This window comes from Lysobacter alkalisoli (genome assembly GCF_006547045.1).
GTDB lineage: Bacteria > Pseudomonadota > Gammaproteobacteria > Xanthomonadales > Xanthomonadaceae > Marilutibacter > Marilutibacter alkalisoli.
This window is the reverse complement of the sequence record NZ_CP041242.1, coordinates 1914089-1940573: the sequence shown is the minus strand read 5'-3', so window position 1 is coordinate 1940573 and position 26485 is coordinate 1914089. Positions and strand designations below refer to the sequence as shown.

Below are 26485 nucleotides of genomic sequence, written 5' to 3'. Positions count from 1 at the left end.
GATGAACAATGCTTCCACGGAGTCGCGCGGATTCAACCTGGTCGAATTCTCCACCCGCCGACGGGTGACGATCGCGATGGTGACAATCAGCCTGTTGCTGTTCGGCGTGATCTCGCTCGGCAGCCTCAAGGTCAACCTGTTGCCGGATCTGAGCTTCCCGACCCTGACCGTACGCACCGAGTACACCGGCGCCGCGCCGAGCGAGATCGAAACTCTCGTTACAGAGCCGGTCGAGGAGGCCGTGGGCGTGGTCAAGGGACTGCGCAAGCTGAAGTCCGTCTCGCGCACCGGGCAGAGCGACGTGGTGCTCGAGTTCGCGTGGGGCAGCGACATGGACAAGGCCATGCTCGAGGTGCGGGACAAGATCGAGTCCCTGCAGTTGCCGCAGGAGGTCAGGCAGCCGGTGTTGCTGCGCTTCAATCCCACGACCGAGCCGATCATGCGCATCGCGCTCAGTGCGAAGCAGGACGGCGACACGATCCGCCATCTCACCGAGATGCGCCGTTACGCCGACGATGATCTGAAGAAGAAGCTGGAACCGGTCGCCGGAGTGGCCGCGGTGAAGGTCGGTGGCGGTCTGGAGGACGAGATCCAGGTCGACATCGATCAACAGAAACTGGCTCAGCTCAACCTGCCGATCGAGACGGTGATCAACCGCCTCAAACAAGAGAACGTCAACGTCTCCGGCGGCCGTCTGGAGGAGGGTTCGCAGCGCTACCTGGTGCGTACCGTCAACCAGTTCGCCAATGTCGAGGAGATCCGCGACATGCTGGTCGCCGCGCAACGGACAGGCTCCAGCGACGCGGCCAGCGCCGCCGAGCAGATGGCGCGGGTTGCCGCGGCCAGCGGCGATGCCAGTGCGATGGCTGCCGCCGCTTCGGTGCAGAGCGCTTCATCGTCGAACCAGAATGCGATTGCCGGCGGCATGCCGGTGCGGTTGCGCGACGTGGCCACGGTGCGCCAAGGCTACAAGGAGCGTGAAGCGATCATCCGCCTTGCGGGCAAAGAAGCCGTCGAACTGGCGATCTACAAGGAAGGCGATGCCAACACGGTGTCGACCGCCGATGAAGTACAGGCACAGCTGCGACGGATCGAGTCGAACCTGCCGCCCGAGTTCGAGCTGACCGTGATCGAGGACCAGTCGCAGTTCATCCGCAACGCGATCAGCGACGTCAAGGTCGATGCGGTGATCGGCGGCATGCTGGCGATCCTGGTCATCTTCCTGTTCCTGCGCGACGGCTGGAGCACGTTCGTGATTGGCCTGTCGCTGCCGGTCTCGATCGTCACCACGTTCTTTTTCATGGGGCAGATGGATCTGAGCTTGAACGTGATGTCGCTTGGCGGCCTGGCGTTGGCGACCGGACTGGTGGTCGACGATTCGATCGTGGTGCTGGAATCGATAGCCAAGGCGCGAGAGCGCGGGGTGGGCATCCTGCAGGCCGCGATTGCCGGTACCCGCGAAGTCAGCATGGCAGTGGTCGCTTCGACCCTGACCACGATCGCGGTATTCCTGCCGCTGGTGTTCGTCGAAGGCATCGCCGGCCAGCTGTTCCGCGACCAGGCATTGACCGTAGCGCTGGCGATCGGCATCTCGCTGGTGGTGTCGATGACCCTGATCCCGATGCTGAGTTCGCTGAAGGGCCGCGCGCCGATGGGCTTTCCGGAGGAGCCGCCGCACCCGCGCTGGCACCCGAAGTCGAAGCTGCAAAAGCCTGTCGCGGCGACAGGGCGAGGGATCGGCGCGGCGATCCGTGGCGTGCTGTTCGGCCTGGCCTGGGTGTTCGTGCGTGTCTGGCGTGGGGTTGTCGTGGTGATCGGGCCGGTCATGCGCAAGGCCAGCGATATCGCGATGGCGCCGTACGCCGGCGCCGAACGCGGTTACCTGAAGCTGCTCCCGGCCGCGCTGGAGCGGCCAGGCAAGGTGCTGGCGGTCGCTGCGCTGGCGTTCTTCGGGGCGCTGGCCATCGTGCCGATACTCGGTACCGACCTGATCCCGCAACTGGCCCAGGACCGCTTCGAGATGACGGTGAAGCTGCCACCGGGCACTCCACTGCGCGACACCGACGCGCTGGTACAGGAAATCCAGCGCAAGCACAGCGCCGATCCCGGCGTCCGGGCGATGTTCGGTGTGTCCGGCAGCGGAACCCGGCTGGACGCCAATCCGACAGAGAGCGGCGAGAACATCGGCAAGATCAGTATCGTCATGGAAGGCGGTGGCAGCGAGCGGATCGAGGCCGAGGAGACCGAGCGCCTGCGCGAGACCATGCGGGCGCATCCGGGCGCGCAGATCGACTTCAGTCGCCCCGAGTTGTTCAGTTTCTCGACTCCGCTCGAGATCGAGCTGCGCGGCGAGAACCTCGACGTGCTGCAGGAGGCAGGCCGGAAGATGGCGGCACTGCTGCGCAACAACCCGAACTATGCCGACGTCAAATCGACGGTGGAGCAGGGCTTCCCGGAGATCCAGATCCGCTTCGATCAGGAGCGCGCCGGCGCGCTCGGCCTGACCACGCGTGAGATCGCCGACGCGGTGGTGCGCAAGGTGCGCGGCGAGGTCGCGACCCGCTACAGCTTCCGCGATCGCAAGATCGACGTGCTGGTGCGTGCGCAGGAATCGGATCGCGCCTCGGTCGAGGACATCCGCCGCCTGATCGTCAATCCCGGCAGCAATCGGCCGGTGCCTCTGGAGTCGGTGGCCGAAGTGACGGCGACCACCGGTCCGAGCGAGATCCACCGGGCCGACCAGATCCGGGTGGCGGTGGTTTCGGCCAACCTGCGCGGCATCGACCTCGGTACCGCGGTCTCCGAAGTGCGACAGATGGTGGCCGAGAATCCGCTTGCACCCGGCGTGCGCCTGCACATCGGCGGCCAGGGCGAGGAGTTGGCCGAGTCGGTGGCCTCACTTCTGTTCGCGTTCGGATTGGCGATCTTCCTCGTCTACCTGGTGATGGCTTCGCAATTCGAATCCCTGCTGCATCCGTTCGTGATCCTGTTCACCATCCCGCTGGCGATGGTCGGTGCGGTCCTGGCGCTGCTGCTGACCGGCAATACCGTGTCGGTGGTGGTGTTCATCGGCCTGATCCTGCTGGTCGGCCTGGTGACCAAGAACGCGATCATCCTGATCGACAAGGTCAACCAGCTGCGCGAGGCCGGCCTGGCCAAGCGCGAGGCGTTGGTGGAAGGCGCTCGCTCGCGACTGCGCCCGATCACGATGACCACGCTGTGCACGTTGTTCGGCTTCCTGCCGCTGGCGCTGGCCTTCGGCGAGGGAGCGGAAGTGCGTTCGCCGATGGCGATCACGGTGATCGGCGGCCTGGTGGTGTCGACCCTGCTGACCCTGGTGGTGATCCCGGTCGTGTACGACCTGCTCGACCGTCGCGGCGATGCGTACTACCGCGAGCGTGGTGCGCGCGGTCTGCACGTCGGCGCAGCGCTCCCGGCCGATACGCAGGAGCAGCCGCAACCCGGGGAGCAGCCGGCATGACCGTCGCCGAGCTCAGCCTCAAGCGTCCCGTTTCCACGGTGATGCTGTTCGTGTCGATGTTCGCGATCGGCCTGATCGCATCGGTACGGCTGCCGCTGGAAGCGTTGCCGGACGTCTCGGCGCCGTTCCTGTTCGTGCAACTGCCATACGAAGGCTCGACCCCGGAGGAAGTCGAACGTACCGTGCTGCGGCCGGTCGAGGAGGCATTGGCGACCCTCAATGGCGTCAAGCGCATGGGTGGCGGCGCACAGGCCCAAGGGGCCTATCTGTTCATGGAGTTCTCCGACTGGAACAAGGACATCTCGATCACCGCCTCGGAAGCGCGCGAACGTATCGACGCGATCCGCGACGAATTGCCGGACGACTTCAGGCGCTACTTCGTCCACAAGTGGTCGACCAGCGACGAGGCCTTCCTGCGCATCCGCCTGGCGGCCGATGTCGACCTTACCGATGCCTACGACCTGATCGACCGCGAGTTGAAACGGCGCATCGAGCGCGTGCCCGGCGTGGCCCGGGTCGAGATCAGCGGTGCGCCACCGAACGAAATCGAGGTGGCGATCGATCCGGAGCGCCTGACTGCGCACGGCGTCAACCTCAACGATCTCAACACCACCTTGCGCACGGTCAACTTTTCGGTCTCGGCCGGCACCATCGATGACGCCGGCCTGCGCCTGCGGGTGCAGCCGATCGGGGAACTGAGCACGCTGACGCAACTGCGCGACCTGGTCATCAATGACCGTGGCCTGCGCCTGTCCGACATCGCCGACGTGCGCCTGAAATCCGCGCGCATGGATTACGGGCGTCGCCTCGACGGTCGCGCCGCGGTCGGTCTGGACATCTACAAGGAGCGCAATGCCAACCTGGTCGAGGTATCGGGATTGGTGATGGAAACGGTCGAGGACGCCCGTGGATCGCCTGAATTGTCAGGCATCGATCTGAAGGTGATCCAGGACCAGGGCAAGGAAGTCACCGATTCGCTGACCGAACTGGCCGAGGCCGGTGCGATTGGCCTGCTGCTGTCGATCGCGGTGCTGTTCTTCTTCCTGCGCCACTGGCCGTCGACGCTGATGGTGACGCTGGCGATCCCGATCTGCTTCGTGATGACCTTGGGCTTCATGCACTTCGCCGGGGTGACCCTGAACGTGCTGACCCTGATGGGGCTGCTGCTTGCGGTAGGCATGCTGGTCGACAATGCGGTGGTGGTAGTGGAAAGCATCTACCAGGAGCGTGAGCGCATGCCCGGCGAGCCGGTGAAGGCGTCAATCATCGGTACCCGCAACGTGGCCATCGCGCTGTCGGCCGGCACGCTCTGCCACTGCATCGTATTCCTGCCCAATCTGCTCGGCGAGACCAACAACATCAGCATCTTCATGGCCCAGATCGCGATCACCATCTCGGTGTCGCTGCTGGCCTCATGGCTGGTCGCGGTAAGCCTGATCCCGATGCTGTCGGCGCGAATGAAGACCCCGCCCGCGGTGATGAACGAAAAGGGCCTGATCGCCCGCCTGCAACGTCGCTATGCCGGCGTGCTGCGCTGGACCCTGGGACACCGCGGCTGGAGCGTGCTCGGCATCCTGCTGATCGTCGCGGTCAGTGTCGTGCCGATGACGATGACCAAGTTCGACATGTTCGGCGGCGGCGGTGGCAAGGAAACCCAGGTCTGGTACCAGTGGAACGGCGGCTATACCAAGGAACAGATCTCGGATGAGGTGCTGCGCGTCGAACAGTACCTGGAGGCCAATCGCGAGCGCCTGCAGATCAAGCAGATCTATTCCTGGTACAGCGAACAGGGCAACGCGGCCACGATGATCACCTTCGACGATTCGGTCGGGGACATTCGCCCGCTGACCGATTCGATCAGCAAGGAGTTGCCGAAATCCGCACGGGTCAAGGTCGGCATCCGCGGCCAGGGCAATCGGGACGGAGGCAACCAGGGCATCCAGGTGCAGCTGGTCGGCGATTCGACCCAGGTGTTGACCGGTCTGGCCGAGGAGATCGTGCCGATCCTGGCCAGCCGCGAAGAGTTGCGCGATGTGCGGATCGATGGTGGCGACCGGAACAGCGAACTGATCGTCAGAGTCGACCGCGAGCGTGCGGCCGCGTTCGGCTTCAGTGTCGAGGAGGTGTCCACCTTCGTCGGCCTGGCCCTGCGCGGTGCGCAGTTGCGCGAGTTCCGCCGCGGCCAGACCGAGGTGCCGGTATGGGTGCGCTTCGCCGGAGCGGAGAAGTTCGGTACCGAGGACCTGGCCGGCTTCATGGTCCGCGCCGCCGACGGGCGATCGGTGCCATTGCTGGCGATGGTGGATGCGAAGGTGGTGCCGGCGGCCAACCAGATCAGCCGAACCAACCGCCAGACCACGGTGACCATCGCCGCCAACCTGGCCGGCGAGGCGACACCGCCCGATGCGCGCCGCGCGATGGAGGACATCCTCAACACGGTCGCGCTCCCGCCTGGTTATAGCTACTCGTTCGATGGCAGCGCTTTCCAGCGTGACGACGAAGCCGCCAAGCAGATGATGTTCAACACCCTGCTGGCGCTGGTGATGATCTACGTGGTGATGGCGGCGGTGTTCGAGTCGCTGCTGTTCCCGGCCGCGATCATGAGTTGCGTGCTGTTCTCGGTATTCGGCGTGTTCTGGCTGTTCTGGATTACCGGCACCACGTTCAGCATCATGGCCTTCATCGGCATCCTGGTGCTGATGGGCGTGGTGGTGAACAACGGCATCGTGATGGTCGAGCACATCAACAACCTGCGCCGGCGCGGCCTGTCGCGTACCGACGCGCTGGTCGAGGGCAGTCGCGAGCGCCTGCGTCCGATCATGATGACCATGGGTACCGCGATCCTGGCGATGATCCCGATTTCGCTCAGCGACACCGTGGTGCTGGGCGGCGCCGAGTATTCGCCGATGGCACGCGCGGTAGCCGGCGGGCTGGCGTTCTCGACCGTGGTCAGCCTGCTGTTCCTGCCGACGATCTACGCGATCCTCGACGACCTGCGCAACGGAATGGTGCGGATAATCCGGCGGGCGCGAGGAAAGAGTGAGGGCGCCGTGCCAGCGGCGTCAGTTGCGGCGCTGACAGCGGAGTAGGGCTTGGCTGAGGAGGAAGCCGGTGGCTCTGCCTTTGCGGGACACGCGTGAATCCATCCATGGAGCTCTTCCACGACATCCATGTCGCGGACGGTCCCGCAAAGGCAGAGCCACCGGCTTCTGGACAGGTGACCGGCGCTCGGGGAAAAGCCACCCGGAGTCGTTCTCGCTGGAGGTGGAGAAGAACCGTTGTTGAGCTCCCCTCCTATTTGGGGTCGAGGAGCTGGAGCGAGGGCATTATTCAGCCAGCTTGCCGAAAATCCTGAAGCCCGCCAGCCACGTTCCCAGGCTGCTGCCGAGGTTGGTCAACAGGAAGGTCAGCACTACCCGCGTGACGCGATTGCGGTACCAGCCGCGCAGGGTCTGGGCGTCGTCGCGCAGCGACAGGAAGTCGCCGTAGGCCGGCTTGCGCATGTGGGTTTCCACCAATGCGGCGAAGGCGCCGGTCGGGATGCTGAGGCGGAACGGCTTGAACGGTGCCACCACGATCGCGGTGAGGATGCTCAGCGGGTGGCTGCCGGCGAGCAGGCAACCCAGTCCAGCGAGGCCGCCGGTGTACAGCGCCCACAGTCCGATGAGTCCGGCGCCCATTTCGAAGCCGCCGCGCCAGAAGCCGACGCCGATGCCGGCCAGGATCACCGTCAGCAGGGCGAGCGTGAACCACGGGATGCTGCGCTTGGCGTGGACGTGTTCGAGCGATTCGCGCAGCGTGGCAGGGGCGGCTGTCTCCTCGGCCAGGTGTCGTGCAAGCCCAGCCAGATGCCCGGCGCCGACCACCGCCAGCACTTCGCGCGCATCGCCAGCAGTCTCGCGCAGGCGCGCGGCCATGTAGCGGTCGCGCTCGGTGATCACGGTTTCGTACAGGGCCGGGTTATCGCCGGCGAATTCGCTGAAGCTGGCCTCCAGCATGTCGCCCTGCTTGAGCTTCTCGATTTCGTCCTCACCGACTTCATCGGAGGCGAACAGGCCGATCGCAAGCCCGGCCATCAGCTTGGCCTTGCCGAAGAAGCCGAGTTTCTTCGAGGCGCGCTTGAAGGTCAGCCCGACCTCGCGGTCGATCAGATGCACCGGCAGCTCGCGTTCGCGGGCATCGAGCACCGCGCGCTTGAGTTCGGCCCCGGGCTCGATGCCGAGCTGCTCGGCCAGGCGGCGCTGGTAGGCGGCCAGGGCGAGATTGGCGGCGAACAGGGCGACACGGCCATTGCGGATCACCTGCACCAAGTCGAGTTTCGCCAGCGCGTCCGGATCGCTCAGTGATTGCAGGCGCTGGGCATCGAGTTCGACCGCCACCGCGTCGAAGCCACCACCGGCGATGGCATCCCGCACCGCTTCGACGCTGGCCTGCGAGACATGGGCGGTCCCGAGCAGGGTATAGCGCACACCGTCGCGTTCGACGATCTCATGCGGTTGGCTGCGCCAGTCGATCGGCGTGGCAGGGTTGGTTTGGGTCATGCTCGGCGGTCTTCATGGTGGCGGGCCCGAATGCCCTGATCTGGGGACCATGATGCGCGAGACAAGCCCGGACCGACAGCTCAAGTCTTTGAACAGGCCATCGAACCTCCCTCAGGCGTACCCGAACGGCAGGTCCGGCGACGACACCACGCGCTCGCCGACGACTCGTCCCTGGATGAAAGCGATGCCGGATGCGATCACATCCGCATCGTCGAGGATGCGGCGGTGGCCCAATCCGTCCGTGCTCAACAATCGTGCGTCTGACCAATAGCGCGCATAGCGCTCACCTTCGGCCCAGGGAACCTCGCGGTCGCGCAGATCGTGGACGACCAGGGCGGGCGTGGCCAGTCGTGGCACTACCGCATGGGCTTGCATCTCATCGAAGCGGATCCCGAGGTGGGCTTCGAACTGCGCCAGCATGCGACGCCATGCATGCCGGGCCAGTCCGATCATGCGCGCGAAGCGGAGGCTGGCATCGACGGGATCCGCCGCCGGCGCGATCAGCACCGCGCGGCCTGCCTGCAGGCCGGCATCGAGCGCGAGCATCGTCGCCGCGCCGCCGAGCGAGTGGCCGATGACCGCGACCGCGGGGCCGAAATGCCTGCCCACGGCCAGCAGGTGATCGCGGAACACCGGCAGGTTCGCCGTATGCCCCGGGCTGCGTCCGTGTGCGAACTGATCGAATGCCACCAGGGCGTAGCCGGCATTCCGCAATGCAGGCAGCCAGCTCGCGATCCGGGTGCCATGACTGGACCAGCCGTGGGCGAACAGCACATACGGCTGCCGGGCCGGGTCACCCCAGACGTAGGCGGCGATGGCGTGGTCATCGACGCCGATTTCGGCCCGTTGCGCGGCATGCTCCGATGCCTCGCGGGCGCGCCGCCGCGAACTGCCCATCGGCGTGCAGAACAGCCGGCCGGCCCGTTGTGCGGTGGCCGCCGGTGCCAACCAGCTGCCGGCCATGAAACCCAGCCGGATTGTCATCATCTGAAGTTTAGATCGAACGGTCGTGCTAATTTTGTGCGGCTTACGTGGCATGGCATCACCTTGCGGGGGAGGGAGGGGTGAATCAGCAGCTCAGGAAGCGGGCAGGGCGTAACTGGCCAGAAGCCCGGTCAGCCCCTTTCGACCGCGTGCGGCTGCAGCGGTGTATCCGAACAGGCCGGCGTCGTGGTGCACGCCCAAGGCGAGGCAGAACAGTTCGAAAGCGAGCTGGTCCCGGTCCGTGGAAGGTGCCAGGCCACCGGTTTCGATGGCTAGATCGATGGCCCGTGCCAGCTCCTGCCTCCAGCGCTGCTGGTGCTGGATCATACGGTCGCGCAACGGGCCGGGCCGATCGTCGTACTCGCTGACGGCCGATACCAGCAGGCAGCCGCCCTCGTTCTGGCGGACCCAGTCGAACCAGGCTTCCATGATGGCCTGCAGGCGCCCAAGCCCGCGCGGTGCGGACAGGGCAGGCAGCAGCACCGCATTGACGAAGCGCTCGCCGGCATCGTCCAGCACGGCCAGCTGGAGGTCTTCGCGCGAGCCGAAATGGGCGAACACGCCGCTCTTCGACATCCCGACCGCCTGCGCGATCGTGCCGATCGACAGGCTTTCCATGCCGCCCACGCAGGCGATGGCGTAGGCCTGGTCGATGATCGCCTCGCGGGTCGCGGAGCCTTTGCGGGTCGCCGTGAGTACATTCATGCGACAAAATTAGCACGCTCGTTCGAAAATAGAACGACCGTTCGTCGGTTCCGTGGAGGCGGTCAGTCCGGCCAGTCCAGCGCAGGACCGGGCGGAGCGCTGGTATCGCCATCACCCAGCGCTCTCTGCATCTGCACGGTATCCAGCCATCGGCCGTGCTTGCGACCAAGCCCGTGGAATACGCCGACGACGCGAAAGCCCAGCCGTTCATGCAGTGTCATCGATGCAGCATTGCTGGCGTCGCCAATCACCGAAACCATCTGCCGGAAGCCGAGTGCGGTGCAGTCGTCGATCAGCCGCTGCATCAGCGCATGTCCGATGCCGCGCCCCTGGAAGTCCGGGTGCACGTAGACGGTGTTCTCGACTGTCCATTGATAGCCAATGCGGCCCCGGTACGGGCTGGCATAGGCATAGCCGGCGAAGCTCCCGTCGAACTCGGCGACGAGGTACGGAAAACGATGCCGGGCCAGGTGTTCCCAACGGCGCTGCATTTCGGCGGCGTCGGGCACGTCGTATTCGTAGGTGGCGAAACCGTGGCGGACTTCATCTGCATACAGCATGGTGATCGCCGGGATATCGGCGACGGCGGCGGCACGCAGCACCATTCCGGCCGTCATGGCTCAGTCGCGATAGCGCTTGAGCAGGTCGCCGTAGGCGTCGATGCGGCGGTCGCGCAGGAACGGCCAGATCCGGCGCACGTGCTCGCTGCGCTGCATGTCGACCTCGGCCATCAGGATCGTCGGTTCGCCGCCGGCCTCGGCGAGGAATTCGCCCTGCGGGCCGAGCACGTGGCTGTTGCCCCAGAAGTCGATGCCTGACGCCCCGAGCGGGGAGGGCTCATGGCCGACCCGGTTGCAACTCAGTACCGGCAAGCCGTTGGCGACCGCGTGGCCGCGGTGACTCAGGATCCAGGCATCACGCTGGCGGGTCTTCTCGTCCTGCGCGTCGTCCGGGTCCCAGCCAATCGCGGTCGGGTACAGCAGCAGTTCGGCGCCGGCCAAGGCCATCAACCGCGCGCCTTCCGGGTACCACTGGTCCCAGCACACCAGCACGCCGAGACGGCCCACCGAGGTGTCGATCGGCTCGAATCCGATGTCGCCGGGCGTGAAGTAGAACTTCTCGTAGAAACCCGGATCGTCCGGGATGTGCATCTTGCGGTACTTGCCGGCGATCGAGCCGTCGGCGTCGAACACCACCGCGGTGTTGTGGTACAGCCCGGCTGCGCGCTTCTCGAACAGCGAGCTCACCAGTACCACGCCATGCTGTTTCGCCAGCCGGCCAAGGCGCTCGGTGCTCGGGCCGGGAATGGTCTCGGCGAGGTCGAATTCGTCGACCGATTCGTGCTGGCAGAAATACGGGCCGTTGTGCAGTTCCTGCAGCAGCACCAGCTTTGCGCCGCCCGCTGCCGCTTCGCCCACGCGTTGCTCGATGACGGCGAGGTTTTCCTCGGTGCCGCCGTGGTTCTTTTCCTGGATCAGGGCAACAGGCAGGGTTCGGGTGTTCATGGTGTGATTGTAGAGTGGAGTAGCCCCCTTGGTAGGGGGCGATTCGTGTCGGAGTCACGAATGGGGATTGGAAGAGCGGAATCAGGGCCCGAAGTCTGCGCAGCCAACTTCGGGTTCTTCTCCCAAGTGAGGGGGAGCTCGCCTTCAGCGAAGGTGTGGACGCTCCGCTTGCGTTCGATCGCCGGTTTTCGCCGCTATCTGGCGCTCCCCGGGAGTCTGCTTTCAGGACCATCAGTCATGTCGGAACGCCGGGGGCGAAGGCCCTTGGGTGCGAAATCAAGGAGGAGGCGCCGGCCCTGGCCGGTGCCGGGGGCATTCGCATCCAAGGGCCTTCGCCCCCGGCGCCCCGGTCATCCAACAGCCCCGGCGCTTTACCCTCGATTGGGCGAAGAACCAAACTTTGGGGGACTTCAGGCGTCAGCCCAGAAGTCCGTGCGGCAATTGCATCGTGATGCAGTGCAGGCTGCCGTTCTGCCAGATCAGCGGCCGGCACGGGACCTGCACGATCTCGCGATCAGTGAATGCCTCGGCCAGTACGGCGGCGGCCTTGTCGTCGGCAGGATCTCCATAGGCCGGCATCAGCACCGCGCCGTTGATGATCAGGAAGTTGGCGTAGCTGGCAGCAAGGCGGCGCCCATCATCGATCACCGGCCGCGCCCACGGCAACGGAAACAGGCGGTAGGGCTTGCCGTCCTTCGTGCGCAGCGCGGCCAGTTCCTCGCCCATCGCCTTGAGTTCGTCGAAGTGGCTGTCGGTTTCGTCGTCGCAGGCCTGATAGACGATCGCATCCGGGCCGGCAAAGCGGGCGAGGGTGTCGACATGGGCGTCGGTGTCGTCGCCTTCCAGATAGCCGTGGTCGAGCCAGAGCACGCGATCCTGGTTCAACCAGGTCGCCAGCTTTCTGCTCAACTCATCGCGATTGGCCTCAGGATGGCGTTCGTGCAGGCATTGCCAGGTGGTCAGCAAGGTGCCATCACCGTCGGTCTCGATGGCGCCTCCTTCAAGCGAAAAATCAATGACTTGATGGCTGCTGTTGACAAATAACTTAAGCTTTTCAAGCTCGCTGACCAAGGCGTCATCACGGCTGGCCTCGAACTTGCCGCCCCAGCCGGTGAAGCGAAAGTCCAGCAGCTTGAGATGCCCGGCCCCGGACACAAGAGTCACCGGGCCGGAATCGCGCAGCCAGGTGTCGTCATAGCCCACCTCGACGAAGCGGACGCGCTCCATGTCGACGCGATTGGAGCGCAGGCGCATCTCGGCGTAGGTCTCCACGTCCGCGTCGGCCACGCAGATCACCACCGGCTGGAAGCGGGTGATCGCCGCAACCAGCGCGATATAGGTTTCCTCGACCTCTCCGAGGCGCTCGGCCCAGTCGGTACCGGCATGCGGCCAGGCGATAAGAATGGCGGACTGGGGTTCCCACTCCGCCGGAAAACGCAATCCGGAAGACATCAGGAAGGCTGCTCCAGCAGGAACGAAGCCTGGGTTTCTTCCCTGAATCCCGGCATCAGTTTATCGGTGTCTTCGGGCCAATCTCGTCCGCGCTGGCCTGGTGGACCACGCTGTTGATGACCCGGCTCTTCTCGAAGTAGACAGTGAACTCCGGATAGACCCAGCGGTTGATGGTCGGCCACTGTCTTTTCTGTCCGCCCCGCGGATCCATGCGTTGCGACGGCGCGCCAAACTTCGCTTCCACCTGCGCCATGGTCATGCCGCGGGTCGGCAGGTTGGCGGTGGCGGTGTTCTGCACGCGCTCGATCAGCAGGGTGTCGGCCGATGCGACACCTGCCAGGGTCAACAGCAAAGGAAGGACGAGCAGGGAGGTGCGGAAGTGCTTCATCGTGGTATCGCCTTGCTTGGGATGCGCGATTGTAGGCACAGACAGTCCCGGTTCAGCAGCAATCGCGTCACGGAATGGCAAAAGCAGGGCCTGCCGCTTCGAACGGCTGCAACAGAAAGGCCGCCTCGCGGCGGCCTCTGGTCTACAACCTGCCGGTCGAGCTGGCGATCAGCGCTGGCGCGCCTTGAAACGCGGGTTCGACTTGCAGATCACGAAGACCTTGCCGCGACGGCGGACGACTTTGCAGTCGCGGTGACGGGTCTTCGCCGACTTCAGGGAGGACAGGACCTTCATGACAGAGCCTCGGCAATTGGTGTGGAATGAACGAAGCCGCCGATTATAGCGGGCTATTTCCAGGAAGATCAAGCCGTTATCTCGCTCGGGGTTCCGGCTCCCCATCTGCGCGCCGCTCCCGTTCATAATGGCCGCATGAATACCGACCCCCGGCCCTCCGCCGCTCCTGATTTCTCTGCTCCGGTCCTTGCCATCGACGGTCCCTCCGGTTCCGGCAAGGGCACCATCAGCCGCCTGGTCGCCCAGCGCCTGGGCTGGCACTACCTGGATTCCGGTGCGCTGTACCGTGCCGTCGGCGTGGCCGCCGGCTGGGCCGACCTGGACCTGGACGATCATGGCGCGCTGGTGCGCTGCACCTTTGATACCGAGGTCGGCTTCCGGGACGATGGGCGGGGCGAACTGCGGGTGCTGGTCAACGGCACCGATGCCACCGACGAGTTGCGTACCGAAACCGCTGGCGCCGCGGCTTCGGCGATCGCCGCGATCCCCGAGGTCAGGGCCGCGCTGAAGGATCGTCAGCGCCGTTTCCGCCAGCTACCGGGCCTGGTCGCGGACGGGCGCGATATGGGAACGGTGATCTTCCCTGACGCCCGGTTCAAGGTGTTTTTGACGGCCAGCGCCGAGGAGCGGGCGCAGAGACGCTATAAGCAGTTGAATGACAAGGGGGTTTCGGTTACATTGGATGGTCTGCTAAGGGAGATTCTCGCCCGTGACGCCCGCGACGCCCAGCGCGCGGTGGCGCCGTTGAGGCCGGCCGAAGACGCCGTCCACATCGATACCACCGGTGTTGGCATCGAAGACGTCGTCGAGCGGGTGCTGGAAATCGTGAATCCGTAACCTCAGATTGCGCCTGTTTCCTTCCTCCTTCAACGGGAAGTCCGCAGGAAGATGGGTTCCCGGTCGGTTCCTTGGAACATCCCGAAGCAGAAAAACCCCGTCGCGGGCTTCGCCACTGAAGTCCATGGCGGATCCATCCATCCAACACATGGCGCAGCAACACCACGCCATATCTTGAAAAGAGTGGGCCGGACGCATCCGAGTGCCTCCGCGAGCTTGTCATCAAGCCGGCACGCATCCGACCCGTGTGTTCAACCGAGTATCCAACAATGACCGAATCATTTGCAGAACTGTTCGAGCAGAGCCAGCAGAACCTGGCGAAGCTGAAGCCCGGCGCCATCGTCACCGGTACCGTCGTCGAGGTCCGTGGCGACGTGGTCGTGATCAATGCCGGCCTCAAGTCCGAAGGCATCGTGCCGATCGAACAGTTCCGTAACGACGCCGGCGAGATCGACGTTGCCGAAGGCGACGAGGTCAAGGTCGCCCTCGACTCGATCGAGAACGGCTTCGGCGAAACCGTGCTGTCGCGCGAGAAGGCCAAGCGCGCGATGGTGTGGGACGAGCTCGAGCAGGCGCTCGAGAACAACGAGACCATCACCGGCCGCATCAGCGGCAAGGTCAAGGGCGGCTTCACTGTCGACATCAAGGACGTGCGCGGCTTCCTGCCGGGCTCGCTGGTCGACGTCCGTCCGGTCCGCGACTCCGCGTACCTGGAAGGCAAGGAGCTGGAGTTCAAGCTCATCAAGCTGGACCGCAAGCGCAACAACATCGTCGTCTCCCGCCGCGCGGTGGTCGAGAGCGAGTACAGCGTCGAGCGCGAGCAGCTGATGGAGAAGCTGGTCGAGGGCGCCGTCCTGAAGGGCGTCGTCAAGAACCTCACCGATTACGGTGCATTCGTCGACCTCGGCGGCATCGACGGCCTGCTGCACATCACCGACATGGCCTGGAAGCGCGTGCGCCATCCGTCCGAGGTGGTGGAAGTCGGCCAGGAGCTGGAAGTGCGCGTGCTCAAGTACGACCGCGAGCGCAACCGCGTCAGCCTGGGCCTCAAGCAGCTGGGCGAGGATCCGTGGGACAACATCGCCCGCCGTTACCCGTCGCAGACCCGCGTGTTCGGCAAGGTCTCCAACGTCACCGATTACGGCGCGTTCGTCGAGATCGAGCCGGGCGTCGAGGGCCTGGTGCACGTGTCCGAGATGGACTGGACCAACAAGAACGTCAACCCGTCGAAGATGGTGCAGGTCGGCGACGAGGTCGAGGTCATGGTCCTGGACGTCGACGAGGAGCGTCGCCGCATCTCGCTGGGCATGAAGCAGGTCAGCAACAACCCGTGGGAGACCTTCGCCGTCATCCACAAGAAGGGCGACAAGGTCGAGGGCCAGATCAAGTCGATCACCGACTTCGGCATCTTCATCGGCCTGGACGGCGGCATCGACGGCCTGGTCCACCTGTCCGACATCAGCTGGAACACCACCGGCGAGGACGTGGTCCGCAACTTCAAGAAGGGCGACACCCTGGAAGCCGTCGTGCTGGCGGTCGACCCGGAGCGCGAGCGCATCAGCCTCGGCCTGAAGCAGCTTGAGCAGGATCCGCTGGGCCAGTTCATGGCATCCAACGCCAAGGGCTCGATGCTTTCGGGCACCGTGAAGGAAGTCGACGCCAAGGGCGCCGTGATCGAGCTGGCCGATGGCGTGGAAGGCTATATCGCCGCCCGCGACATCGCCGCCGAGCGCGTCGACGACGCCGGCAAGCACCTCAAGGTCGGCGATCCGATCGAGGCGCGCTTCATCGGCATGGATCGCAAGGGCCGCGTGATGCAGCTGTCGATCAAGGCTAAGGATGCAGCGGAGATGCAGGAGGCCGTGGCCGACTACAACCGTTCCAATGCCGACGCCGCCAGCGGCACCACCAAGCTGGGTGCGCTGCTGCGCGAACAGCTGGGCAACAAGTCCGAGTGATCCGCAGTGCCCCGGGAACCTCCCGGGGCACTGCAGCAAGGCTGTACCCAAGGCGGCCCGGTCATTGGCCGGGCCGCCTTGTTTTTCCAAGGTGTAGGCTGGGTAGGGGTGCCCGCTCGGGGAATCCGGTGTCCGTCTCTTCCGGCAGTCAAATGCGAGTGGCCGTATTGTCCATGACCAAATCCGAACTGATCGAGATCCTGTCCCAGCGCCAGGCCCACCTGAAAGGCGACGATGTCGACCTGGCGGTAAAAGCGCTTCTGGAGATGATGAGCGGTTCGCTGGCCAATGGCGATCGGATCGAGGTCCGCGGCTTCGGCAGTTTCTCGCTGCATTACAGGCCGCCGCGGATGGGGCGCAACCCCAAGACCGGTGAGTCGGTGGCACTTCCCGGCAAGCACGTCCCGCACTTCAAGCCCGGCAAGGAACTGCGTGAACGCGTAAGCGACGTGATACCGACCGGCGACAACGCCAGCTGAGTGCGGGCACCCATATGCGTGCATTGCCCGCGTGCCTTCACGCCATCTTCTTCTGAACCCATACGGACCTCGGCTAAGCTTAGGCGCCGTATCCGTTGATCGACAGAGGCCGACATGCGCTTGATCCGCCTGTTCATCGCCATTGCCTGCCTGATGGCGGGGGCCATCGTCGGGGCCTTGAACCGTGGCCCGGTCACGGTCGACTTTGCAGTTGCCCAGGTGGGGACGACCCTGGGTGTGGTCCTGCTGGTCTCGCTGCTGGCAGGGGTGTTGCTTGGCGGTCTGGCGATCACCGCCGGCATCGTACTGCCGCTGCGCAAACGTCTGGCGCGCGCCGAAAAGCAGCTTGCGACCGACAGGCATCATGTTGAACCGACGCTCTCTGGCGGCGAAGCCGGCCACGAGGACGGGTACACCGGATGATGGATTTCGTCAGCGAATGGTTCTGGTTCTTCCTGCTTCTGCCGATTGCAGCCCTCAGTGGCTGGGTGGTCGGTCGGCGTGGCGGTCAGCGCCATAGCGATACCCAGGTAAGCCGACTGTCGACGACTTACTTCCGTGGCCTGAACTACCTGCTCAACGAGCAGCCGGACAAGGCGATCGAGCTGTTCCTGCACATCGCCGAGTTGGACAAGGACACTTTCGAAACCCAGGTCGCGCTGGGGCATCTGTTCCGCCGCCGCGGCGAGGTCGACCGTGCGATCCGCCTCCATCAGGCGCTTGTGCAGCGCCCCGGCCTCAGTGACCAGCAGAAGGTGCAGGCGCTGTTGGCACTGGGCGAGGATTACATGCGTTCGGGCCTGCTCGACCGCGCTGAAACCGTATTCAGCGACCTGGTCGCGCTCGATCGCGCGCCGCTGGCGTTGCGCCATCTGATCGGCATTTACCAATCCGAACGCGATTGGGACAAGGCGATCGAGAATGCCCGGCGTTACGAGGACGCCACTGGCGAGCCGATGGGCAAGCTGATCGCCCAGTTCGAGTGCGAGCTGGCAAACCGCCAACTTTCCAGCGGTGATGCTGCTACTGCTCGCGCCGCAGTGGCCCGTGCCTACGAAGCCGACGCCAATTCTGTAAGGGCCGGAATGATCGAGGGCCGGATCGAGGTCGAGGCCGGCAACGATGCGGCGGCGATCCGAGCCTTCGAGCGCGTTGCCCGCAGCGATCCGGATTACCTGCCGGAAGTGCTGCCTGCGCTGTTGGCCTGTTACGAGCGCACCGGCGAGAGCACCGGTGCGCGGGCATTCCTGTCCGAGATGTGTGAACACTACCGCGGCATCGCCCCGGTGCTGGCGCTGACCCACATGATCGAAGCCCAGGACGGCGTGCCGGCGGCACGTGCCTGGCTGGCCCAGCAGCTCAAGGACCGGCCATCGGTGCGCGGCGAGGCGGCCCTGATCGACCTGACCTTGGCCGAGGGCGCCGACCCGCTGGCGACCCTGAATGACCTCAAGCACATCACCGACCAGTTGCTGGTCCGCAACCCGAGCTATCGCTGCGGCCGATGCGGCTTCGGCGCACGCAGCCATCACTGGCAATGTCCGAGTTGCAAGGAGTGGGGCTCGGTGAAACCGCTATTGAATTACGCCGTGGTGTGACTCCGGCGTGGCCTCCTGGGGAGTACTTTTTTTTCTGATCGGGCTGGCCGGCACCTGGCTGGCGCGCCGCTACGCGGTCGCCCGCAGCCTGCTCGACGAGCCGGGCGAGCGTCGCAGCCACCAGGTGGCGACGCCGCGCGGAGGCGGTGCCGCCATCGTCGTGGCCATGCTGATCGCGTGGGGCATGCTGCTGGCTGGTTGGGGTTCGCCGTTGGAGGCAGGAGAGGGTGCCCTGCTGTCCGTGTTCGCCTCCGGCCTGCTGCTGGTGGCGGCTGTCGGTTGGATCGATGACCACCGGCCGTTGTCGCCGGCATTGCGACTGCTCGTCCATATCCTCGCCAGCACCATGTTCGCGGCAGCGCTCCATGTCATGGGAGCGGGGGGCTGGCTGGTCGTGATCGGCTTCATCGCGCCGCTGGTGTTGACCAACATCTGGAATTTCATGGACGGGATCAACGGTCTTGCCGCGAGCCAGGCGTTGCTGCTGGCGGCCGTATTGATGCTGTGGCTGGATGGGGCCTGGAGTTTCGTGGCGTTGGCACTGATGGCCGCGGTGGCCGGCTTCTTCCCTTTCAACTTCCCCAACGCCCGGATATTCATGGGCGATGTCGGCAGTGGTGCGATCGGGTACGCGATCGGCGCGCTGTGTGCCGTGCTCATGCTGCAACGCCCGTTGGCGCCGGACCGGCCGGATGCGACCTTGATCCTGCTGCCATTGGCTCCGTTCCTGGTGGATGCAGGCCTGACTCTGTTCCGACGAGTGCTGCGTGGCGAGCGCTGGTGGACCGCGCACGTCCAGCACGCCTACCAGGCCTGTGCTCGACGCCTCGGCCATGCTCCGGTCACGCTGGGGTATGCCTGTGTCACCGTGGCAGGAGCGGTGCTGGCTTGGTGCGCCCTGGGCAGGTCCCCTTCCTTCATCGCCTCTTCCATATTGGCGTGGTATATGTCCGCGGCGATTTTATGGGTCTGGTTGCAGCGCAACATGCGGGAAACGCAGGGCGCACCTGGAAATGGCGCCGACCCGTCCAACAAGGAGAACGGATAACTCATGACTTCCTGGCGGGATCGATTCAGCGCCATCACACCGCGCGTAGCAGTGGTCACGCACGACCTGGCGATGGTGTGGCTGGTCTGGCAGGGGCTGCATCGGCTCCGTTTCGGTATTCTTCCGAATCCGCCGGAAATGCCGCTGTGGTCGACCGAGATCGCGTTGGTGCTGCTGGCCCAGGGGCTGGTGTTCTGGCAGGTCGGCCTCTACCGCGGTCTGTGGCGGTTTGCCAGCGTTCCCGACCTGTGGAACATCTTCAAGGCTTGTGCATTGGGCCTGCTGACCATTGCGCTGGGTTTGTTCCTTTACAACCGTCTCGATCTGGTTTCACGCACGGTTCTGGTCCTGTATCCACTCAGCCTGATGGCCTTGCTTGGCGCGCCGAGGCTGTTGTACCGGGCCTGGAAGGACAGTGCGAGCGAGCGTACCAATGCGGCCTCGGTGAGGATCCTGATCCTGGGCGCGGGCCATGCCGGTGAGGCACTGGTCCGCGACCTGCGCCGCTTCGGTACCTACCAGCCGGTGGGCTTCCTCGACGATGCCGTGCGCATGCGCGGCACCAAGGTGCAGGGCGTGCCGGTGCTGGGCCGGGTCAGCGATGTCGCCGAGATCGCCCGCGAAACTGCGGCCAAACTGCTGGTGATCGCGATGCCGTCGGCCGATGCCATCGCCATGCAGCGGGTGGTGATCGCCTGCGAGCGCACCGGACTGCCGTTCCGGATGGTGCCGCGCCTGGCCGATGTGCTGGAGGGGCGCTCGCTGCCGGGTGAGCTGAAGGAAGTCGCGATCGAGGATCTGCTCGGCCGCAAGCCGGTGCTGCCGGACTGGAAGGCGATCCGCCACTGGCTGGGTGGCCGCTCGGTCCTGGTTACCGGCGCCGGTGGCTCGATCGGCTCCGAGCTCTGCCACCAGTGCGCCCGGCATGGTGCCCGCCGCATTGCCCTGGTCGAGATCGACGAGCTGGCCCTGACCACTACCGAGGCGGCACTCAGGCGCGACTTCCCGGACCTCGAATACATCCAGGTCCTTGGTGACTGCGGCGACCCCGCGGTGATGGAGCATGCGCTGCGGCTGGCTGAACCCGAGGCGGTCTTCCATGCCGCCGCCTACAAGCAGGTGCCGCTGCTGGAGCGGCAGCTGCGCGAAGCGGTGCGCAACAACGTACTGTCGACCACGACCGTGGCGAAGGCCTGCCGTGAGGCCGATGTCGGCACCTTCGTGCTGATCTCGACCGACAAGGCAGTGGACCCGGTCAACGTGCTTGGCGCGACCAAGCGCCTGGCCGAAATGGTCTGCCAGTCTCTGGCCAGCGAGCGCTCGACCCGGTTCGTTACTGTCCGCTTCGGCAACGTACTCGATTCGGCCGGCAGCGTGGTGCCGTTGTTCCGCGAACAGATCCGCAAGGGCGGGCCGGTGACCGTCACCGATCCCGAGGTGACCCGCTACTTCATGACCATTCCCGAGGCCTGCCAGTTGATCCTGCAGGCTTCGGCAATCGGCACCCATGAGGCGGTCTACACCCTCGACATGGGCGAACCGGTGCCGATACGCCTGCTGGCCGACCAGATGATCAGGCTGGCGGGCAAGCAGCCGGGACGGGACATCGCCATCGTCTACACCGGTCTGCGTCCTGGCGAAAAGCTGCACGAGACGCTGTTCCACGCCGACGAGCGATATCGCCCGACGGGGCATCCGAAGATTCTGCAGGCCGCTCCGCGCAGCGTGATCGTGGGCGAGATCGAATCGGCAATCCAGGCCCTGCAGGCGGCGTCCGCAAAGTACGATTGCGATGCGCTTGCTACCCTGTTGCGGACGGCCGTACCCGAATTCCAGCCCGAAGGCGCCGCAGAAGCGGAGCCGGGCGGCTCGAACACGGTGGTCGCGTTTCCCGCTCGCAGCGCCAGGAAGGTTTGATGTCCCAAGAACAGAAGTACCCTCGTATCCGTAAGGCCGTTTTTCCCGTTGCGGGACTCGGCACCCGCTTTCTCCCGGCCACCAAGACCGTTCCCAAGGAAATGCTGCCGGTGATCGACCGGCCGCTGATCCAGTACGCCGTCGACGAAGCCATCGAGGCTGGTTGCGACACCCTGGTGTTCATCACCAACCGCTACAAGCATGCGGTGGCGGACTACTTCGACAAGGCCTACGAGCTCGAACAGAAGCTTGAGAAGGCCGGTAAGCAGGAACAGCTCGAACTGGTCCGGCACGTGCTGCCAAAGGGTGTGCGGGCGGTGTTCGTGACCCAGACGGAGGCCAAGGGGCTGGGCCATGCGGTGTTGTGCGCAAAAGCCGTCGTCGGCAACGAACCGTTCGCGGTGCTGTTGCCCGATGACCTGATCTGGAACCGTGGCCCGGGCGCCCTTTGCCAGATGGCCGACGCCGCCCAAGCCTCGGGGGCCAGCACAATCGCCGTGCAGAACGTCCCGCGCGAGCAGACCGGCAGCTACGGCATCGTCGCCACCGACGACTTCGCCGATCGCGAGGGTCGGATAAGCGCGATGGTCGAGAAGCCCCGTCCCGAGGATGCGCCGAGCACGCTGGCCGTGGTCGGTCGCTACGTGCTCACCCCTCGGATCTTCGGCCTGCTCGAGTCCACCGCGCCGGGTGCCGGCGGCGAGATCCAGCTGACCGACGCGATTTCATCGCTCCTGGCCGAGGAGACGGTCAACGCCTATCGCTTCCGTGGCACCCGTTTCGATTGCGGTACCCATCTTGGCCTGATCGAGGCCACGATCCGCTACGCTCTGGACCACGAGAAACTCAGTGAAGCCGCTGCGCGGATGATGCAAAGCGCGCTGGACGAGTTGGGCGTCCACGAGAACGCCTGAAGCCGCCCGGGATATTTCCCGGCAGAAGGTTTGCGGAGTATTCTGGGCGGCCAGTACGGGGCCTGTTTCGACACCGGTCTCAAGTCGACGGGTTAATGGGCGTATGGCACAGGGGGGGGCTGCCATTTATGACCACTGATCGCGTTGTACCCGGCTTCGTCTACAGGCATCGATACCTTGCGAAGCAGCTATTGGCTTTCATCAACAGGCATGCTCCGGCTTTCCTTTCCAGGAAGCTGTCTTCGATTGCGGGAAAGGTGTCTTTCAGGGTCGTCCCGGAATATCAGGGTGAGACTTTGCCGCCAATCTTCCACTACTGGTCCAGGCGCAATGTAGCTCCGCTGCTGGCGAGGTTCGGGTACGACTCTCCGGACGGGCTGTACTTCAGCGAAATCAGGAAATGGGCCGACTCTTCCGGTTCGGACGAGGTGTCGATTGCCAGCTTCGGTTCCGGCGCAGGGGCACTGGAGCTTGATCTGCTGGCCCGGCTCAAGGCCGTTGGGGTGAATGCGAATATTCTCTGCATCGACTTCAACCGACATCTGAAGGAGAGAGCCGAAAAAGCGGCTACCGAGCGGGGGCTGAACGGGAATTTCAGGTTCCTGGTGGCCGACTGCAACAGCGTCGGAGCGAGTGTTGTCGGGCGACACCAGATCATCATCGTCAATCAGTTCTTCCACCATGTCGAGAACATGGAGGGCTTCTGCTCAATGCTTCGCCAGGTCCTCGAACCCGGTGGAGCCGCCCTGACTTGCGACGTGGTCGGGCGCAACGGCCATGCCTTGTGGCCCAGCGTGAGCGAGCGGGTCCAGGCTGTCTGGGAAAAACTGAGTCCTGACCGACAGTTCGATCGTTATTTTTCCGCAAGGAAGAGACGCTACATCTCTGTCGATCATTCGGCGTATTCCAACGAAGGGATCAGAGCGCAGGATGTTGTCTGTGAGTTGGTCAAGCACTTTGATTTCGAATTGTTCCTGACCTACGGCGGAGCCGTGATGCCTTTCGTGGAGAGAAGGGTCGGCTTCAATTTCGACCCTGAAAACAGCGACGATCGCGCATTCATCGATCAAGTTGCCGATGCCGACAACGCGGCCATCGACAGCGGCGTGTATCCTGCGTCCAACATGATCGCAGTGCTTCGCCATGCCGGGATGGGTGGGGCCATGAAACATTTCCCGATTGATCCGTCCATGCACATCAAGGCGACGCGATCCGAACTTGCGAGGACACTCGCATGACGAATGCTCGGTGACATTGCCGATAGCTGGTACCGGGCGAGCCTGGGGAGCGAGCCCGTGTCCCGGCCGGTATTGTCCGGTCGCACTGATGCTCGGGTTTGCGTCGTTGGCGGCGGGTTTGCCGGTCTCAATACAGGGCTGGGTCTGGCCGAGCGTGGTGTCGACGATGTCGTCCTGCTCGATGCGCGGGAGATCGGCTTTGGTGCGTCCGGACGCAATGGCGGGTTCGTGTTTGGAGGCTATTCCCGTGACGAAGCCGCGCTGTTGCGGGATCTCGGCCCGGAGCGGGCGCGCGAGTTGTATGCCGGCACCACCGCGGCTGTCGGGCAGATTCGCGAGCGGATCCGTCGACATGCCATCGATTGCGACGCCGTTGATGGTGGCGTGATCTGGGCCAACTGGTTCCGCGACCCACAGCCACTGCGGGAACGGCAACGCTTGCTGGCCGAGACGTACGGAGTCGAGTGGCAGTGGCTTACAAGGGAGCGGTTGCGCGAGCGGTTGTTGACGGATCGCTACCACGCCGGATTGTTCGAGCCGCATGCCTTCCATTTCCACCCGCTGAAGTACGCTCAGGGCATCGCTCGTGTGGCTGCTTCATCCGGCGTGCGCATCCATGAGCGGAGTCCGGCGATCGGGTTATCGAGAGACGGGGCAGGGTGGGTGGTCAGGACGCCCGATGGCGAGGTGCGGGCCGAGACGGTGGTGCTTGCCTGCGGCGGTTACCTGGCCGGTCTGGTCGGGCGGGTTGATGCTGGCGTTCTGCCGATCGCGACCTACGTGATGGTCACCGAGCCGTTGGGCGATCGGTTGGATGATGCGATGCGGACAAATGCAGCGGTTTACGATACCCGGTTCGCGTTCGACTACTACCGGGCCCTGCCGGATACCCGACTGCTCTGGGGCGGACGGGTCTCGATCCTCGACCGCCCTCCGGAAGCGGTGAAACGGCTGCTGTACCGCGACCTGTTGAAGGTGTTCCCGCAACTTGGAGGAGTCCGCATCGACCATGCCTGGTCCGGCCTGATGAGCTACGCACGTCACCAGATGCCGCAAATCGGCCGGATCGACGAGGGATTATGGTTGGCGCAGGCCTTCGGCGGTCATGGCGTGGCGCCGACCACGCATGCCGGTGAAGTGGTGGCGAGCGCAATCGCCGAAGGTGATGAGCGTTGGAAGATGTTCGCCGACTACGGGCTGGTATCGGCAATGAAGCCGGCAGGCCTCATCGGCGCGCAACTGAGCTACTGGTGGGCCGAGGCCCGGGATGCATGGAAAGACTGGATGGAAAGGCTGGGCGGACGATGAGCAACGACTCCAAGGCGATGCCGACGATTGAATGGGAGGATTTCACCCGGGTGGCGCTGTGCGCAGGTACCGTGGTCAAGGTCGAGGAATTCCCCGAGGCGCGCAAGCCGGCCTGGAAGTTGTGGGTGGACTTCGGTCCGCACGGCATGCGCAAGACCAGTGCCCAGGTCCGGGCACTCTATGAAGCCGATGACCTGGTTGGCCGGCAGATTGTCGGGGTGATCAATTTCGCGCCCAAGCAGGTTGGACCGTTCATGTCGGAGTTCCTGCTGACGGGCTTCCCGACCGATGAGGGTGTGGTGGTCACCACGGTCGAGCGGCCGGTGCCGAACGGAACGCGGATGGCTTGAGAAACTTGGGTTCTTGTCCCGAGTGAGGGGGGACCCCACCTTCAGGAAGGTGTGGGCGCTGCCGCTTACGCTCGATCTCCGGGTTTAGTCGCTACCTGGCTGTCCCGCCGCGACCTGCCGGCCACGTCGGATCGCGCGGCTATGCTGGAACGCGAAGCCGGCGCCCCAGTCATCCAATAGTTCCGGCGCTTTCCCTTCGACTGGGCGAAGAACCAAACAAAAGGCACCTCAAGGGTGCCTTTTGTTCCTGCAGATATGAGGATGATCAAAGCGCTTCGAAAATCCCCGCCGCGCCCATCCCGGTGCCGATGCACATCGTCACCATGCCGTACTTCTGCTGGCGGCGACGCAGGCCGTGCAGGATCGTCGCGGTGCGGATCGCGCCAGTCGCGCCTAGCGGGTGGCCGAGCGCGATCGCACCGCCGAGCGGGTTGACCTTCGACACATCCAGCTCGCAATCGCGGATCACCGCCAGCGCCTGCGCGGCGAAAGCCTCATTGAGCTCGATCCAGTCCAATTGGTCCCTGGACAGGCCGGCCTGTTTCAATGCCTTCGGGATTGCCGCGATCGGACCGATGCCCATCACTTCCGGCCGCACACCGGCGACCGAGAAGCTGACGAAGCGGGCGAGGGGCGTCAGGCCGTAATCCTTTACTGCCTGCGCCGAGGCCAGCAGCACCGCGCCGGCGCCGTCGCTCATCTGCGAACTGTTGCCGGCGGTCACGCTGCCGCCGAACTGGCCGTTGCGGAACACAGGACGGAGTTTGGCCAAGCCTTCGATCGAACTGTCGGGGCGGGGGCCTTCGTCGGTATCGACCAGTCTCTTCTTCAGCTGGATGGCGTTGCCGGCCAGATCCGGGACATGCGAGAGCACCTCGTACGGACTGATCTCGTCCTTGAATTCGCCAGCCTGGATCGCGGCGATCGCCTTCTGGTGCGAGGTGAGGGCGAATGCGTCCTGCTGCTCGCGCGAGACCTTCCATTCCTCGGCGACCTTCTCGGCGGTGATGCCCATGCCGTAGGCGATCGCGATGTTCTCATCCCGGGCGAATACCTCCGGGCTCAGCGCCACCTTGTTGCCCATCATCGGCACCATGCTCATGCTCTCGGTGCCGCCGGCCAGCATCAGGTCGGCATTGCCGAGGCGGATCTCGTTCGCGGCAAGTGCCACGGCCTGCAGGCCCGAGGAGCAGAAGCGGTTGATCGTCTGTGCTGCCACCGTGTTCGGCAGGCCGGCCAGCAGCACGCCGATGCGCGCCACGTTCATGCCTTGCTCGCCCTCGGGCATCGCGCAGCCGATGATGGCGTCGTCGATGCGGTTGACGTCGATGCCCGGCGCCTGCGCGACCACGCTGCGCAGCACGTGGGCGAGCATCTCGTCGGGACGGGTGTTGCGGAACACGCCGCGCGGGGCCTTGCCGACCGGGGTGCGGGTGGCGGCGACGATGTAGGCGTCTTGTACTTGTCTGGTCATGTCTTTGTCCTCGT

The 26485-nt window shown here is 64.8% G+C and carries 22 protein-coding genes; 13 read left to right on the top strand and 9 right to left on the bottom strand.

Translation table 11 applies throughout. The features are described from left to right. The first annotated feature begins 1 nt into the window (after window position 1). Window positions 2-3481: an efflux RND transporter permease subunit gene (locus tag FKV23_RS08350; RefSeq protein WP_141623440.1), complete on the top strand. Its 3480-nt coding sequence runs from the start codon at window positions 2-4 to the stop codon at window positions 3479-3481. Then, on the top strand, window positions 3478-6570 hold the full coding sequence (locus FKV23_RS08345) for an efflux RND transporter permease subunit (protein WP_141623439.1): 3093 nt from the start codon (window positions 3478-3480) through the stop codon (window positions 6568-6570). Before FKV23_RS08350 ends, FKV23_RS08345 begins: the two co-directional genes overlap by 4 nt. 237 nt (window positions 6571-6807) lie before the next feature. Here FKV23_RS08345 and FKV23_RS08340 read toward each other — a convergent pair whose 3' ends face one another. From FKV23_RS08340 to ykgO, 8 genes are all read right to left on the bottom strand, one after another. Continuing rightward, window positions 6808-8022, bottom strand: a complete 1215-nt coding sequence (locus FKV23_RS08340; RefSeq protein ID WP_141623438.1) for a TraB/GumN family protein — start codon at window positions 8020-8022, stop codon at window positions 6808-6810. Between the two features lie 111 nt (window positions 8023-8133). Next, window positions 8134-9009: an alpha/beta hydrolase gene (locus FKV23_RS08335; RefSeq protein ID WP_141623437.1), complete on the bottom strand. Its 876-nt coding sequence runs from the start codon at window positions 9007-9009 to the stop codon at window positions 8134-8136. Between the two features lie 90 nt (window positions 9010-9099). Then, window positions 9100-9711: a TetR/AcrR family transcriptional regulator gene (locus FKV23_RS08330; protein WP_141623436.1), complete on the bottom strand. Its 612-nt coding sequence runs from the start codon at window positions 9709-9711 to the stop codon at window positions 9100-9102. 62 nt (window positions 9712-9773) lie between these two features. Continuing rightward, a complete protein-coding gene (locus tag FKV23_RS08325; protein WP_141623435.1) occupies window positions 9774-10328 on the bottom strand; it encodes a GNAT family N-acetyltransferase in 555 nt (184 codons plus the stop codon). 3 nt (window positions 10329-10331) lie between these two features. Continuing rightward, window positions 10332-11216: a carbon-nitrogen hydrolase gene (locus FKV23_RS08320; protein WP_141623434.1), complete on the bottom strand. Its 885-nt coding sequence runs from the start codon at window positions 11214-11216 to the stop codon at window positions 10332-10334. A 417-nt stretch (window positions 11217-11633) separates the two neighbouring features. Then, window positions 11634-12668, bottom strand: a complete 1035-nt coding sequence (locus FKV23_RS08315; RefSeq protein WP_141623433.1) for an agmatine deiminase family protein — start codon at window positions 12666-12668, stop codon at window positions 11634-11636. Between the two features lie 55 nt (window positions 12669-12723). Beyond that, window positions 12724-13056, bottom strand: a complete 333-nt coding sequence (locus FKV23_RS08310) for a hypothetical protein (RefSeq protein ID WP_141623432.1) — start codon at window positions 13054-13056, stop codon at window positions 12724-12726. 168 nt (window positions 13057-13224) lie between these two features. Next, on the bottom strand, window positions 13225-13350 hold the full coding sequence (gene ykgO / locus FKV23_RS08305) for a type B 50S ribosomal protein L36 (protein WP_005913193.1): 126 nt from the start codon (window positions 13348-13350) through the stop codon (window positions 13225-13227). Between the two features lie 135 nt (window positions 13351-13485). Here ykgO and cmk point away from each other — a divergent pair, with 135 nt between their 5' ends. From cmk to FKV23_RS08250, 11 genes are all read left to right on the top strand, one after another. Continuing rightward, entirely contained in the window at window positions 13486-14187 is a 702-nt protein-coding gene (cmk, locus tag FKV23_RS08300; protein WP_141623431.1) for a (d)CMP kinase, read from the top strand. Between the two features lie 269 nt (window positions 14188-14456). After that, window positions 14457-16145: a 30S ribosomal protein S1 gene (gene rpsA, locus FKV23_RS08295; protein WP_141623430.1), complete on the top strand. Its 1689-nt coding sequence runs from the start codon at window positions 14457-14459 to the stop codon at window positions 16143-16145. Window positions 16146-16318: 173 nt separating this feature from the next. Beyond that, window positions 16319-16624, top strand: coding sequence for an integration host factor subunit beta (locus FKV23_RS08290; protein WP_141623429.1), 306 nt, complete (start codon window positions 16319-16321; stop codon window positions 16622-16624). A gap of 114 nt (window positions 16625-16738) precedes the next feature. Next, window positions 16739-17047, top strand: a complete 309-nt coding sequence (locus tag FKV23_RS08285; RefSeq protein WP_141623428.1) for a lipopolysaccharide assembly protein LapA domain-containing protein — start codon at window positions 16739-16741, stop codon at window positions 17045-17047. After that, a complete protein-coding gene (lapB, locus tag FKV23_RS08280) occupies window positions 17047-18222 on the top strand; it encodes a lipopolysaccharide assembly protein LapB (protein WP_141625116.1) in 1176 nt (391 codons plus the stop codon). Before FKV23_RS08285 ends, lapB begins: the two co-directional genes overlap by 1 nt. 7 nt (window positions 18223-18229) lie before the next feature. Further along, window positions 18230-19270: an MraY family glycosyltransferase gene (locus tag FKV23_RS08275; RefSeq protein ID WP_141623427.1), complete on the top strand. Its 1041-nt coding sequence runs from the start codon at window positions 18230-18232 to the stop codon at window positions 19268-19270. Between the two features lie 3 nt (window positions 19271-19273). After that, window positions 19274-21187 carry a polysaccharide biosynthesis protein gene (locus FKV23_RS08270; protein WP_141623426.1) on the top strand — a complete coding sequence of 638 codons (1914 nt, stop codon included), beginning with the start codon at window positions 19274-19276 and terminating at the stop codon, window positions 21185-21187. After that, window positions 21187-22101, top strand: coding sequence for a UTP--glucose-1-phosphate uridylyltransferase GalU (galU, locus tag FKV23_RS08265; RefSeq protein WP_141623425.1), 915 nt, complete (start codon window positions 21187-21189; stop codon window positions 22099-22101). Before FKV23_RS08270 ends, galU begins: the two co-directional genes overlap by 1 nt. Window positions 22102-22229: 128 nt before the next feature. Continuing rightward, window positions 22230-23339: a class I SAM-dependent methyltransferase gene (locus FKV23_RS08260; protein WP_167285103.1), complete on the top strand. Its 1110-nt coding sequence runs from the start codon at window positions 22230-22232 to the stop codon at window positions 23337-23339. 57 nt (window positions 23340-23396) lie between these two features. Continuing rightward, the gene (locus tag FKV23_RS08255) at window positions 23397-24647 is read left to right on the top strand and encodes an NAD(P)/FAD-dependent oxidoreductase (RefSeq protein ID WP_244244138.1); all 1251 of its coding nucleotides are present in this window, start codon (window positions 23397-23399) and stop codon (window positions 24645-24647) included. Beyond that, window positions 24644-24997 (top strand): tRNA-binding protein, encoded by a 354-nt coding sequence (locus FKV23_RS08250; protein WP_208543259.1) that lies wholly within the window; start codon window positions 24644-24646, stop codon window positions 24995-24997. Before FKV23_RS08255 ends, FKV23_RS08250 begins: the two co-directional genes overlap by 4 nt. A 265-nt stretch (window positions 24998-25262) precedes the next feature. On the opposite strand, the gene FKV23_RS08245 is transcribed toward FKV23_RS08250, so the two are convergent. Continuing rightward, window positions 25263-26471 (bottom strand): acetyl-CoA C-acyltransferase, encoded by a 1209-nt coding sequence (locus tag FKV23_RS08245; protein ID WP_141623422.1) that lies wholly within the window; start codon window positions 26469-26471, stop codon window positions 25263-25265. Between the last annotated feature and the right edge of the window lie 14 nt (window positions 26472-26485).